Origin of the sequence: Pseudomonas sp. 10S5, from assembly GCF_035019745.1 — a bacterium.
In the GTDB taxonomy this organism is placed as follows: domain Bacteria; phylum Pseudomonadota; class Gammaproteobacteria; order Pseudomonadales; family Pseudomonadaceae; genus Aquipseudomonas.
The window spans coordinates 283,430-297,105 of sequence record NZ_JASJVL010000001.1 but is presented as its reverse complement, the minus strand read 5'-3'; the positions used below and the strand labels follow the sequence as shown (position 1 = coordinate 297,105).

General features: G+C 55.4%; 11 protein-coding genes. 7 read left to right on the top strand and 4 right to left on the bottom strand.

The genetic code is table 11. The features are described 5' to 3' along the window. Positions 1-51: 51 nt before the first annotated feature. Positions 52-816: a 2-keto-4-pentenoate hydratase gene (locus QN378_RS01340; protein WP_323547232.1), complete on the top strand. Its 765-nt coding sequence runs from the start codon at positions 52-54 to the stop codon at positions 814-816. Between the two features lie 41 nt (positions 817-857). Here the strand turns inward: QN378_RS01340 and QN378_RS01335 are convergent, their stop codons facing one another. Then, positions 858-1,766, bottom strand: coding sequence for a LysR family transcriptional regulator (locus QN378_RS01335; protein ID WP_323547233.1), 909 nt, complete (start codon positions 1,764-1,766; stop codon positions 858-860). 108 nt (positions 1,767-1,874) lie between these two features. Between QN378_RS01335 and gcl the strand changes: the two genes are divergently transcribed. The 5 genes from gcl to QN378_RS01310 all read left to right on the top strand — a co-directional run bounded on the left by gcl (position 1,875) and on the right by QN378_RS01310 (position 9,066). After that, positions 1,875-3,650: a glyoxylate carboligase gene (gcl, locus tag QN378_RS01330; protein ID WP_322203897.1), complete on the top strand. Its 1,776-nt coding sequence runs from the start codon at positions 1,875-1,877 to the stop codon at positions 3,648-3,650. A 40-nt stretch (positions 3,651-3,690) separates the two neighbouring features. Next, positions 3,691-4,473 (top strand): hydroxypyruvate isomerase, encoded by a 783-nt coding sequence (gene hyi, locus QN378_RS01325; RefSeq protein WP_323547236.1) that lies wholly within the window; start codon positions 3,691-3,693, stop codon positions 4,471-4,473. Positions 4,474-4,557: 84 nt separating this feature from the next. Continuing rightward, positions 4,558-5,460: a 2-hydroxy-3-oxopropionate reductase gene (locus QN378_RS01320; RefSeq protein WP_323547238.1), complete on the top strand. Its 903-nt coding sequence runs from the start codon at positions 4,558-4,560 to the stop codon at positions 5,458-5,460. 90 nt (positions 5,461-5,550) lie between these two features. Continuing rightward, a complete protein-coding gene (locus QN378_RS01315) occupies positions 5,551-6,387 on the top strand; it encodes an aldo/keto reductase (protein WP_323547240.1) in 837 nt (278 codons plus the stop codon). A gap of 162 nt (positions 6,388-6,549) precedes the next feature. Next, positions 6,550-9,066: an HWE histidine kinase domain-containing protein gene (locus QN378_RS01310; RefSeq protein ID WP_323547242.1), complete on the top strand. Its 2,517-nt coding sequence runs from the start codon at positions 6,550-6,552 to the stop codon at positions 9,064-9,066. A gap of 113 nt (positions 9,067-9,179) precedes the next feature. Here the strand turns inward: QN378_RS01310 and QN378_RS01305 are convergent, their stop codons facing one another. Continuing rightward, positions 9,180-9,704 carry a DUF3087 family protein gene (locus tag QN378_RS01305; protein WP_322203907.1) on the bottom strand — a complete coding sequence of 175 codons (525 nt, stop codon included), beginning with the start codon at positions 9,702-9,704 and terminating at the stop codon, positions 9,180-9,182. Between the two features lie 243 nt (positions 9,705-9,947). Between QN378_RS01305 and ppnN the strand changes: the two genes are divergently transcribed. After that, entirely contained in the window at positions 9,948-11,321 is a 1,374-nt protein-coding gene (gene ppnN / locus QN378_RS01300) for a nucleotide 5'-monophosphate nucleosidase PpnN (RefSeq protein WP_322203909.1), read from the top strand. 119 nt (positions 11,322-11,440) lie between these two features. Here ppnN and QN378_RS01295 read toward each other — a convergent pair whose 3' ends face one another. Beyond that, positions 11,441-12,853 (bottom strand): HAMP domain-containing sensor histidine kinase, encoded by a 1,413-nt coding sequence (locus QN378_RS01295; protein ID WP_322203911.1) that lies wholly within the window; start codon positions 12,851-12,853, stop codon positions 11,441-11,443. After that, positions 12,843-13,508: a response regulator transcription factor gene (locus QN378_RS01290; RefSeq protein WP_322203914.1), complete on the bottom strand. Its 666-nt coding sequence runs from the start codon at positions 13,506-13,508 to the stop codon at positions 12,843-12,845. Before QN378_RS01290 ends, QN378_RS01295 begins: the two co-directional genes overlap by 11 nt. Positions 13,509-13,676: the final 168 nt, after the last annotated feature.

The following is a 13,676-nucleotide window of genomic DNA, read 5'->3' as shown; positions in this document are numbered from 1 at the left end:
TTGATCGAATCTGCGCGGACTCCACATTCAAGAGTTGAAGGACTGCCCCTCATGACTGATAACGCTCATGCGTCAAACATCGCTCAACTGATTGTCGACGCCGGACGTCATCGTCAGCCCATCGCCCAAGTGTCGGCGGACCAAGTGCCGGGCGACGCGGCGGCGGCCTATAGGTTGCAGCAAGAAGTTCTAAGGCTGCGGGGATCAACCGTCGGCGGCTGGAAGATCGGTTCAAAATCCCATACCGGACCGATTCAGGGCGCGCCTCTTCCCATTGAATGCTTGTTGCCCAGTGGCGTCAGCCTCGAACGTGCCGCGTATTTTCCGCCGGGCCTGGAGCTGGAAATCGCCTTTCGTTTTAACCGCGACTTCGCACCCCGCGCCGACGCCTACTCGGATGAAGAAGTACGTCAGGGCATCGGTTATATGGCGGCGACCATCGAACTGGTTGCTAGCCGATTTGCGGTCTGGCCAAAGGTCGAGCCGCTGTTGCAATTGGGCGACTTGCTGAACCACGGAGCCTTGATCGTGGGCGAATTTGTCGAGTACAGGGAAGATTTCCCGTTTGCCGAACCTGAGATGACCTTCACATACGCCGGCCAAAACATCGTGCCGGGTAAAGCCGCCAACCCAGCTGGGGATCCGCGGCGGTTGCTGGCGTGGCTGGTCAACCATCACACCGGCCAGGGCCTGACGCTGAGCCAGGAAACGGTTATCACTGCCGGTTCTTTTACCGGTATGTATTTCGCCGAAGGCCCGGGTTTAGCCGTTGGCGAGATCAAAGGTTTGCCCGCCGTGTCGTTGAGTCTTACCTGAAACAACCGGCGGTTCGTCAGAATGCAGCGAACCGCCAACGCTCAGGATTGGACCCAGTAATTGGGGCGGTTGTAAACCTCCTTCAAAAAGGCGATGAAAAACCGAACTTTGGCGGGCAGATAATGCTGTTGCGGATAAACCCCTTGAATGTCGTAGCTGGGCAACGCGAATTTATCCAGAACCGTCACCAACTCGGCGCTTTCCAGCGCACTTTGAATTTCCCAGACCGAACGCCAACTGACGCCAAGACCGCGCTTGGCCCAGTCAAACAACAGCTCACCGTCGTTGCAGTACAGATTGCCAGCAACCTTCACCGCGACTTGGCGCCCGTCGCGCTGAAAGGTCCAGCCTCGGTGTTGGCCGCCCTGAAGGTTGAACGTCAGACAGTTGTGCTTCGCCAGGTCTTCCAAGGTGAGCGGGTAGCCGTGGCGATGGAAGTACTGCGGCGCACCGCACACCACCCGTTGATTGGAAAACAATTTAATCGCCACGTAATTGGGGTCCAGCACTTCGCCAATGCGAATCGACAGGTCGTAACCCTCGCGGACCAGATCGATCACGTTGTCGGTCAAATCAAACGACAAATTAAGCTCCGGGAACCGCGCCTGAAATTCCGGCGCGTGAGGCGCTACGTGGCGTCTGCCAAAACCAGCGGGTGCCGACACCATCAGATGGCCGCGTACCGCACTTTGGTTCTCGCTGACGCTGGCGTCGAGTTCTTCGAACGTACGCAACAGCGCTTTGGCGCTCTCCAGGTAGGACTCGCCCAAGTCGGTCAAGGTCAGGCCCCGGGTGGAACGATGAATCAGCTTGATGCCCAATCGGTCTTCAAGTGCAGTCAGACGACGGCCCATAATGACCGGCGTCACCCCTTCAACCAGCGCCGCGGCCGCGAAGCTGCCCTTGGCGGCGACCAGCACGTAGCTGTGCAATTCGGTGTAGCGGTCCATTCGATACTCCTGATACCGATAGAAAGGATTAAAGCAGCAATTCTCAACGTTATCTTGAAGAAGCAGGATAGTCAGGTACTCAAACTATCGACTTCAGGAGACTACCAAATGACTGTCATGCGCGCTATCGAAGCGGCCGTTCTGGTGATGCAACGCGAGGGAATCGACACTGCGTTCGGGATTCCCGGCGCCGCCATCAATCCTTTGTACGCCGCTCTGAAGAAACTCGGCGGCATCGACCACGTGCTGGCACGTCACGTCGAAGGCGCTTCGCACATGGCAGAGGGTTACACCCGCGCGGTCGCGGGCAATATTGGGGTGTGCATCGGCACCTCAGGCCCGGCCGGAACCGACATGATCACCGGCCTGTACTCCGCCTCGGCAGATTCGATTCCGATCTTGTGCATCACCGGCCAAGCACCCCGCGCCCGCCTGCACAAAGAAGACTTTCAGGCAGTGGACATCGCTAGCATCGCCGCACCAGTGTGCAAATGGGCGACGACGGTCATGGAGCCGGGGCAAGTGCCTTATGTATTCCAGAAAGCCTTCCAACTGATGCGCAGCGGACGGCCTGGTCCGGTGCTTATCGATTTGCCGTTCGACGTGCAAATGGCCGACATCGAATTCGACATCGACGCTTACGAGCCGCTGCCCATCGTCAAACCCAAGGCCAGCCGCAAGCAGGTAGAAAAAGCCTTGGCGATGCTCAATCAGTCCGAGCGCCCGCTGATCGTGGCCGGTGGCGGCATCATCAACGCCGACGCTTCGGCAGCTTTGGTTGAGTTCGCCGAGCTGACCGGTATTCCGGTGATTCCAACGCTGATGGGCTGGGGCACTATTCCTGACGATCACCCCCAAATGGCGGGCATGGTCGGGCTGCAAACGTCGCACCGTTACGGCAACGCCACGATGCTCGAATCGGACCTGGTATTAGGCATCGGCAACCGCTGGGCCAACCGTCACACTGGCACTGTTTCGGTGTACAGCGAAGGCCGTAAATTCATCCATATCGACATTGAACCAACGCAGATTGGTCGAGTGTTGATGCCGGACTTGGGCATCGTTTCCGACGCGGGTGCGGCCTTGGAAATGTTCATCGAAGTCGCCCGGGAAATGCACGTTGCCGGAACGCTCAAGAACCGCAGCGCGTGGTTGCACAGCTGCCAGGAACGCAAGCGCACCCTGCAACGCAAGACCCACTTCGACAACGTGCCGGTCAAGCCGCAACGGGTCTACGAAGAAATGAATCGCTACTTTGGCAAAGACACCTGCTACGTCACCACCATTGGTCTATCGCAAATCGCCGGAGCGCAGTTTCTGCACGTTTACAAGCCACGTCACTGGATCAATTGCGGTCAAGCCGGGCCGCTGGGCTGGACTATTCCAGCGGCGCTGGGCGTGGCCAAAGCTGATCCTGATCGTCAGGTTGTTGCGCTGTCCGGGGACTATGATTTCCAATTCATGATCGAAGAGTTGGCCGTGGGTGCGCAGTTCAAACTGCCGTACATTCATGTCGTGGTAAACAACTCGTATCTGGGTTTGATTCGTCAGGCGCAGCGTGGTTTTGACATGGATTTCTGCGTGCAATTGGCCTTCGACAATATCAACGCACCGGAGCTGGAAGGTTATGGCGTAGACCACGTCGCGGTGGCTGAAGGCTTAGGCTGCAAAGCCATCCGCGTCACTGACCCGGCACACCTTCAAGCGGCGTTTGCTGAAGCCAGCGCCTTGATGCAGCAGCACCGCGTTCCGGTAGTCGTCGAAGTGATTCTGGAGCGAGTGACCAATATCTCCATGGGCACAGAAATTAACGCAATCAATGAATTCGAAGCGCTGGCAGAATCCCGCGCCGATGCCCCTACCTCCGTCAGCCTGATGAACTGAAGCTGATTGACCGACAACCGTTTCGACTGAGGAACGCACCATGCCACGCTTATGCGCCAACCTGTCCATGCTGTTCACCGAACACGACTTCCTGCACCGCTTCGACGCTGCGGCGGCAGCGGGTTTCACCGGTGTTGAATACCTGTTCCCTTACGAGTTCAACTCGGCGCAAATCAAGGGCCAACTGGACGCCAACGGGCTGACTCAAGTGCTGTTTAATTTGCCTGCGGGCGACTGGGCCAACGGCGAACGCGGCATAGCCTGTCATCCGGACCGAGTGCAAGAGTTCCGCAGCGGAGTCGATCTGGCCATCGCTTACGCCCAGGTTCTGGGCAATACACAAATCAATTGCCTGGCCGGGATTCGTCCGGCCGAGGGCAGCGCTGAGCTGATCGAAAACACGTTCATCGCCAATCTCAAATACGCCGCCGACAAACTAGAAGCGGTTGGCATTCGGTTGGTCATGGAGATGATCAACACCTTGGATATTCCAGGTTTTTACTTGAACACCACCCGCCAGGCCCTTGATATTCGCGACAAGGTCGGCAGCAAAAACCTGGCACTGCAATACGACATCTACCATATGCAAATCATGGAGGGCGACTTGGCCCGCACGCTGGAAAGCCATCTACCAGTTATTGAGCATGTGCAGCTAGCCGACAACCCGGGCCGCCACGAACCCGGCACTGGGGAGATCAACTATCACTTTCTGTTCGAACACCTGGACCGCATCGGCTATCAGGGCTGGGTCGGCTGCGAATACAAACCGCTGACCACCACCGAAGCGGGATTGGGCTGGCTGAAAACATACAACGCGATTTAAAGCACAGCTTGTTCCCACAGAATCTCCATGTGCCTGACGCGTTCAAATGGAATCCAGGCGATCAACAATAAAAGGATCACTACCATGGCAACAATCGGATTTATTGGTACCGGCATCATGGGTTTGCCCATGGCGCAGAATCTGCTCAAAGCAGGACATGCACTGATTCTGTCAGACCATCATAGCGCCCCTCCCGGCTCGCTGTCCGAGGGCGGCGCACAGGTGTTGCACAGCCCGAAAGCCGTCGCAGAAGCCTCAGAGTTCATCATCGTTATGCTGCCCGACACCCCGTACGTCGACGCCGTGCTGTTTGGCGAAAACGGCATCGCCGAGGGTGTATCAGAGGGCAAGGTAGTGATCGACATGAGTTCGATCTCCCCGTCTGCTACCAAAGTCTTTGCCGAGAAAATCAACGCCACCGGCGCACAATACCTTGACGCGCCGGTGTCTGGTGGTGAGGTCGGCGCCAAAGCAGCCACGTTGAGCATCATGGTCGGCGGCAACCAGGCCACCTTCGACCGCGCCCTGCCGCTGCTGCAAACCATGGGTAAAAACATCACTCTCGTGGGTGGCAATGGCGACGGTCAAACCGCCAAAGTCGCTAACCAGATCATCGTCGCCCTGAACATTCAGGCGGTGGCTGAAGCGCTGCTGTTCGCCGCTAAAAACGGTGCTGATCCCGCTAAGGTCCGAGAGGCACTCATGGGCGGTTTTGCAGGCTCGAAAATCCTCGAAGTACACGGTGAGCGGATGATCAAAGGCACGTTCAACCCCGGCTTCCGTATCGCGCTGCACCAGAAAGACCTGAACCTGGCACTCGAAGGCGCTCGCGAACTGAACCTCAACCTGCCCAACACCGCCAATGCCCAGCAAGTGTTCAGCACCTGCGCCGCCATCGGTGGCAGCCAGTGGGACCATTCGGCACTGATCAAAGGCCTTGAACACATGGCGAATTTTTCTATTCGCAGTGCGGAACTCAACGCGTGAAATGAAAAAAGGTCCGTTCGCGGACCTGGTACCTCTGTTGGGCGTATGCTGCACCCCTGCGCTTTCGCTCGCCGACAAAGGATACTATCAATGTCACAGGCTCCGCTGATAACGCTGAACGATGGTGTACAGATTCCTCAATTGGGACTGGGCGTATGGCAGCTCACCGACGAGCAAACCTTCACCTCATCGGCTGCGGCACTCGCCGCTGGCTACCGACATATCGACACCGCGATGATTTACGGCAATGAAGCCGGTGTCGGGCGTGCCATCGCTGAAAGCGACGTGCCGCGTGAAGATATTTTCATCACCACCAAGTTGTGGAATGCCGACCACGGTTTCGACAAAACGCTGCGAGCTTATGACGCCAGCCTCAAGCTGCTCGGGCTGGAAAAGGTTGATTTGTACCTGATCCACTGGCCGCTGCCGAGCAAGAATGCTTACCCCGCCAGTTGGCGTGCCTTGGTTCAATTGCAGAAGGAAGGCCGAGTACGTTCGATTGGGGTGTCCAATTTCAACGCTGATCACCTTGAAAGGATTATTGATGACAGCGGCGTAAAACCCTCCGTCAACCAAATTGAGATCCATCCGGATTTCGTGCAGCAGAACTTACTGCAGTTTTGCCAATCCCTGAATATTCACACCGAATCCTGGAGCCCGCTGGGCCAAGGCGGTGAGTTGCTTAACCAACCGATATTGAGGCGTATCGCTGCACGTCAGGCGCGGACGGTGGCGCAAGTGGTTCTGCGCTGGCACTTGCAGGTTGGGCACATCGTCATACCTCGCTCAAGCAACACAGATCGAATTGTCCAAAACTTTAGCGTATTTGATTTTGAGCTGAGCGCTGAAGACATGGCCGAGATCGCCGCCATCGAGCAAGTTAAACGCTTGGGACCTGATCCGGCCACATTCAACTTGGGGGCTTAATATCATCCAAGAGCCGACACATCACTCAAACGCGGTTATGAGTGCATTCTCAGGTAGTATGCAACGCACAGGCGTGTACTAACCTGAACCCAATTATGCCGAGCGAGCCCCAGTCTTCAGCCCGCTCCACTCTCAGCGCCTATTTCCCCGGTAATCAAACCGATGCCTCGCTACAACAATAATCTCAATGAATGTGATCGCGAACCCATTCATAGGCTTGCTCGGGTCCAAACGTTCGGGTTTCTGATAGCGGTGTCCCATGACTGGCAGATAACGCACGCCTCCGTCAATCTCAGCGATTTTCTTCCTTTCACTGCTGAAGCCGTGCTCGGAAGATCCTTGGGCGATATCATTTCATTGTCGACGCTTCACGACCTGCGTAACGGTTTGCAATTCATGGCGACTTCTGATTCGGTCGAGCGCATCTTCGGCAAGCCATTGCTCACTAATCAGCTGTTTGACTTCGCCATTCACTACAGCGGATCAAGTATTGTGATTGAAGCGGAGCCCGCAATCGGCCTTCGCACGGATTCAGCGCCCACGCTGCGCGCAATGATCATGCGCCTTCAGCGACCAGGAGATTTACTGACGCTGTGTAAAGAAGCAGTGCGCCAGATAAGGGCGTTAACTGGTTACGACCGAGTGATGGTGTATCGCTTCGATCAGGACGGGACCGGAGAAGTCATTGTTGAAAAAGCAGCAACCGGCATGGAAAGCTTTCTGGGCCTGCGCTATCCCGCGAGCGATATCCCGCAACAAGCCCGCGCGCTCTACGTGCGCAACAGCCTGCGCATCATCGCGAACGTCAGTGATTCAGGCGCGATGATTCTACAAGACCGCGATAACTCGCCGCTTGATCTGTCACTCAGCCTGTTGCGGTCAGTCTCGCCGGTTCACTTAGAGTATTTAGGAAATATGGGCGTGGCGGCCTCGTTATCCATTTCAATCATTCACCAAGGACAGTTGTGGGGCCTCATCGCCTGTCATCACGGGGTATCAGGCCCGCTACCATTGGAGATTCGGACGACGGCCGAGTTGTTCGGGCAAATGTTTTCCCTGATGCTTGAAAGCCGCGAGCGTGATACCGAACTTAAACAATCGTTATATAAGCGCGCGTTGCACGACCAGTTGATTGCGAAACTGGGCACCGTTACCCCAATCTTCAAAAGCCTTAGCAATGCCGTCGATGATTTCGCAGGCCTGATCGATTGCGATGGCGTTGGGTTGTGTATCCACGGCAGGGTTCGCGTCAGCGGCAATATGCCTGACGAACAGGCCTTTTATGCCATGACAAGTTTCCTTAACCAGGTGGGGGCGGCTAATGGATTTTCTACTCACGCGCTGCCAAGCGTCTACCCCGAGGGCAAAAACCTCGTGGATAGCGCCGCAGGCATACTGGCGATTCCGCTATCGCTAACTCCAGGCGATTACCTGGTTTTCTTCCGCCGTCAGTGGCGCCATTCGGTGAATTGGGGGGGTAACCCAGATAAAAACGCCGTGGCTTTAGTTAATGGTGAACGGCTCACGCCTCGTAAAAGTTTTGCGGTGTGGAGCGAACAGGTCGACGGACAGAGCCGCCCGTGGACGGATAGCGATCATGCAGTCGCTCAGCATCTGCGCGCAGCGCTTTTGGAAGTGATTCTCAGGGTCAAAGATCCCAGTAGCATTGAGCGCCAACAAGCCAATGAAAAGCAGGAATTGCTGGTGGATGAACTTAACCATAGGGTGCGCAATATCCTGACCCTGATCCGCGCCGTTGTTGGACAAAGTCGAGATACCGAAACAACTCTTGAACACTTTATTCAGTCGGTTAGCGGCCGGATCCAGGCACTGTCATTGGCCCACGATCAAATTACCGCCGACCAGTGGAGTGCGGCACCTCTGCGCGCCCTTATAGACGCCGAGGGGAAGGCTTACCTTTCCCAAGGTCATGAGCGACTCAAGATTGATGGTCCCGATGTGCTGCTCGATCCCCAAGCCTTTTCAACCGTAGCGCTGGTGGTTCATGAGCTGATGACAAACTCGACAAAGCACGGCGCATTATCAACCGCGCAAGGTGGAATCCACATTGACTGGAGTCTTGATCTGGCCGGACGCTTGACGTTGTCGTGGAAAGAGCATGGCGGACCGGCAGTTTCACCACCTAGCCGTCGCGGCTTCGGCAGTACCATCGTCGAGCGCTCGATACCTTTTGACCTGAAGGGCACTGCCGAGGTGATTTATGCACGGCATGGTCTTGAGGCGAGCTTTGTCATTCCATCAGCTTTTGTGAAACTGGCCAGCAGCCGACCACTGGTAAAAGCGCCTTCGCAGGCAGCCTGGCCGTCCACCTATCAAGGGCGGGTATTGGTTCTAGAAGACAACATTATCATTGCACTTGAGGCCGAAGATATTTTGCTCAAGCTAGGCGCGCAGGAAGTCGATATTACGTCCCGGGTGGCTGACGCGCTGCGCATTATTGACCAGACGCCACCTAACTTTGCGTTGCTCGATTTTAATCTGGGGAGCGAAACCAGCTTGCCGGTCGCGCTGATCCTCAAACAAAAAAACATACCGTTTGCGTTCGCCACTGGTTATGGAAATGAGCTTCGTGTACCGGCCGAACTTGCCGACGTCGCTATCATCAAAAAACCATACAGCGTCGAGTCGTTTTTGGTCGCAAAACCCGCTGAGGAGTAACCCTGTAATCATCAAGCCCAGGCCGGTGATCGCCGCCCTCAGCGTGAAAAATTCGATTAAGTTACTCCCGGCATACAACGTTTCAAGACAGAACAGCTGCCGTCAGAGTTCGCTTAGTTGCGGACTTTGACGGCATTAATCCACGTGGGGTCAAATCGAGTCTGATCGGTGTTGATCGCCAGCGCGTTCATCCGCAGTTGGTGTTCATCAATCTCTTGGATCATCTGCAGATGAGCACTGGAATTGGCATCCAACTGATGCATTTCACTAATGCCCAAATGGTAAAACCGCAGCAACTTCATCGCTGCGGGATCATTAACCGCTACGCCAGCGGTCACGTGATGCATCACGTTAGTGACTTTCATCAAGGTGCGTTTAAGCTGCCAACCGTAGACCGCTGGTGCCATCCAGGCTTGCGACCAAAATTTATATCGCACCAAGGCGATGGTCAATAACAGGCCCGTGAAAACGCCCGCCACATTCAAACGAAAATTATCGCCACCCGTTTCGCCAAATAGGTTCACGGCGACGCTGGACAACACAACGGCCAACACCGCAAACGTCAGAGCAATCACTAACGTGCTGCGCCGGGTTTGGCGGCGATAGGTTTCAGGATTCAGGTGTTTTATCTCGAACATGACGTCTGCCGAACTCCAAGGGTAAGGTGAATACAAAATGACAGGGCATTATCGCCTGTACAAAGGGTCACACACACAGTTAATCAATTTCCGGCGCATGCCGTTTGATCCAGTGCCGGAGTAAGATGCGATACCCGCTCGTTTTCACCGCTCAAGGGGCCAAAGACCTTTAGCTGCGGCGCTCACTTATTTGATGTAACTGATCCCTTTCTGGCTTGGTTGCATCGTTTTCAGGAATTCAGAATGGTTTCAAGACACGTAATTAACGCCTCGGTCAGCCCAAAGGGCAGTCTGGAGACATTGTCCCAGCGTGAAGTTCAGCAACTGAGCGAAGCCGGGTCAGGAAGCATTTATAAGTTATTTCGCCAATGCGCCTTGGCTATTCTCAACACAGGCGCCCATGTCGATAACGCCAAGACAATTCTCGAGGCGTATGAAAGTTTCGAAGTTCGCATCCACCAGCAAGACCGTGGAGTGCGCCTGGAATTGCTCAATGCACCGGCCGACGCCTTTGTCGACGGAGAGATGATCGCCAGCACTCGCGAAATGTTGTTCTGCGCCTTGCGCGACATTGTCTACACCGAAAACGAGTTGGACAGCCCGCGCATCGATCTCGAAAGCTCCCAAGGTATTACCGACTATGTTTTTCACCTATTGCGCAATGCACGCACCCTGCGCCCGGCGGTAGAACCAAAGATCGTCGTGTGCTGGGGTGGTCATTCGATCAACACCGAAGAGTACAAATACACTAAGAAAGTCGGCCATGAATTGGGCCTGCGCAGCCTGGACATCTGCACAGGTTGCGGCCCTGGCGTTATGAAGGGTCCGATGAAGGGCGCGACCATTGCCCACGCCAAACAGCGCATCAGCGGCGGTCGCTATTTGGGCCTGACCGAGCCGGGCATCATTGCTGCCGAAGCGCCTAATCCAATTGTCAACGAGCTGGTAATTTTACCGGACATCGAGAAACGTCTGGAGGCCTTCGTAAGGGTTGGTCACGGGATCATCATCTTTCCGGGTGGCGCAGGCACCGCTGAAGAGTTCCTTTACCTGCTCGGCATTTTGATGCACCCAGACAACCAGAACTTGCCGTTTCCGGTGATTCTGACGGGCCCTAAACATGCGGCGCCGTACCTGCAACAGCTGCATAATTTCGTCGGCGCCACCTTGGGCGAAGCCGCACAAAGCCGCTACAAAATTATCATCGACGACCCCGTTCAGGTGGCGCGAGAGATGAGTCTGGGGCTCAAGGAAGTGAAACAGTTCCGCCGCGAGCGCAACGATGCGTTTCACTTCAACTGGCTGCTTAGAATCGACGAAGGCTTTCAACGCCCATTTGATCCGACCCACGCCAATATGGCCAGCTTGCAACTGAGCCGTGACCTGCCGCCTCACGAGCTGGCGGCAAACCTGCGTCGGGCCTTCTCTGGAATTGTGGCTGGCAATGTCAAAGATAAAGGCATCCGCCTGATCGAAGAACATGGCCCGTATGAAATTCATGGAGACGCTGCTGTGATGGAACCGTTGGACCATCTGCTGCAAGCCTTTGTCGCTCAACATCGGATGAAACTTCCCGGCGGCGCGGCGTATGTGCCGTGTTATCGGGTGGTGACTTAAAAAAAGATCCACTGTCAGGCCTAGCGGCCTTAGTGCATGGCACCGAGGCCGCCTCATTCGCCGAGGTCGCCTCCAACTTACGGGCGCCCAGCAAAGAGCAAGAAGCCATCTGGCGGCAGTTACTGGGTAGATTGCGTCACTAAGAGACTGACACATGTCCCATTATCGGGAACGCTTTGGACCCTAAGCAGAACACCTAATTGTTCGGCTATCCGCTTAGTATGGGCGAAGCCAAGGCCGAACGAGTCGGTGTTGGAGCGGGAGTCGTCTGCTCGGTAGAAGACCTGCCCTAACCGCTCCAATTGTTCGCTAGACATTCCAATGCCATTGTCAGTCACGCAAATTTTCACCTCGCTCTGAGAGTAAGCGTGAATCGAAAGCACTACGGTTGCACCATCGGGTGAATACTTGATTGCATTGTCTAGAAGATTGCCCAGCATCACTTCCCAGAGTTCGGCCGTTCCTGGTACATCCACAGGCTTATAGACACTGATGTCTGCCTGAATTGTGATACTGCGAGAGGCTGCATGGCGTTGCCAGCGTTCGACTACCGGATCGGTCACCGTTATTAAATCTATTAAACCGGTGTATTCCACATTGGCGTCCAAACGAGCTAAGTCCAGCAGCGCGATAGACAAACGCTTGAGCGTTTGCATTTCCGCCAGTACATCCTCACAAGTGGCGATGTATTCTTCCAGAGGGCGCCGACGTGCGAGTATGACTTGTAAGGCAGAAGTAACCGCTGCAATAGGTGTTTTAAGCTCGTGAGAGGCGTTGGCAATAAATAATCGCTGGTTCTGAAGCGCATTGCGCACCTCCGCTTCCATTTGCCTGTAGCTGTCGAATAACAGCATTTCTTCTTTACTGTGCGGCTCCGGTGGCGGAACCCCTTGGAAATGTGGAGGCTTGAGCAATCGCAGTTGATGAGCGAATAGCCGCAAATTCCTGGTACTCGCCGATACGACGATGAAGCCTCCTAATGAAGTGAGCAACAGAAGCGCTATCCCGACTAATGCCAAGACTCTTTGGAGGCCCGCGACAGAATTGAGCACGGGTTGCGCGTTGATCGCTACGCGCACATCCACGAGCACTTTGCGCCCGTCTAGCTCGCGGATGATATGGCCAATTTGCAACAACCACTCTCGTTGATCCAATCGAATGAGCCGGGTCTCATCTGAACCCAGCTGAGCAGTGGACAATCGATGTTGCAGTGCTCGGCGATGTTCCGGCTGCGGGCCTTCGGAATCAAAAAGCAGCTGGCCATCCTCGTCGTAGACTGCGAAATAGAGTTCGGGATCATGATCCAACTCGGCGGCGAACTCGCCATGTCGTCGATACACCAGACGACCATTCTCTACCATGATCAACGATTCAATAAAATCCGACTGAGTGTCCAGTCGCTCGGCTAACTCGTTCAGGCGAGCCTGCTCAATCCAATTTGAGAGCCAAAGCAGACTTCCTCCCAGCAGCAGAGCTTGCATCAGGATTAAGAACAGGGCGATTTTGACGTTTAGCGGCCATTTAGACCACATGGAGAATGAACCCTTTGCCACGCACGGTCTCGATCTCTACACCGGAACCAGAAAGCTTGCGTCGCAGGCGTACGAGCAGCACGTCGAGACTGTTGCTATCGGGCTCCATGTCAAATGGATAAAGCAGGCCCAGCAGAGCCGTTCGCATCAACAGCTGCTCTGGCTTGGCGGCAAGTGCTGCCAACAGGTCGTATTCCTTGCCGGTCAGCTCCAACACCTGCCCGTTTCGAGTAACCCTTGCGCTAGATAACTCAAGGCTCAGTTCGCCGAGCCTCAGGATGGATGACCCACGACCGGCAGCGCGGCGATAAAGAGCGTTCACTCGGGCGATCAGCTCCGGCATGTCGAACGGCTTCACTAGGTAGTCGTCGGCACCGCGCTCTAAACCTTCTACGCGGTCGGCAAGCTCACCGCGCGCGGTCAGCATCAGCACCGGCAACTCGCTGCCGGCGGCGCGCAATTGGCGCACCAGATCCAAGCCGGAGAGTTTGGGCAGCATCCAGTCGAACAGCGCCAGATCGTATTCGCTCGACTGCAGCAGGTACTGCGCTTCTTCGCCGTCAGTGGCCAAATCAACGATCCAGCCACCCTCCTCCAGACCACGCTTCACGCTCTTGCCCAGCAGAGCATTGTCTTCGACCAGCAGCGCCTTCATGCCTACCTCGCAAGCGGAAATTCCACAACACAATAGCGCAAGGCGAGGTCACGACAAAGCTCACAGATGACCTTAAACAACTCGTTCATGCGCCATTCATTCGCACATCACTATCATTGGGCCATCTTAACCCCGGCCCTCCCGATGCCGCTCTTGAGGAAATCATCT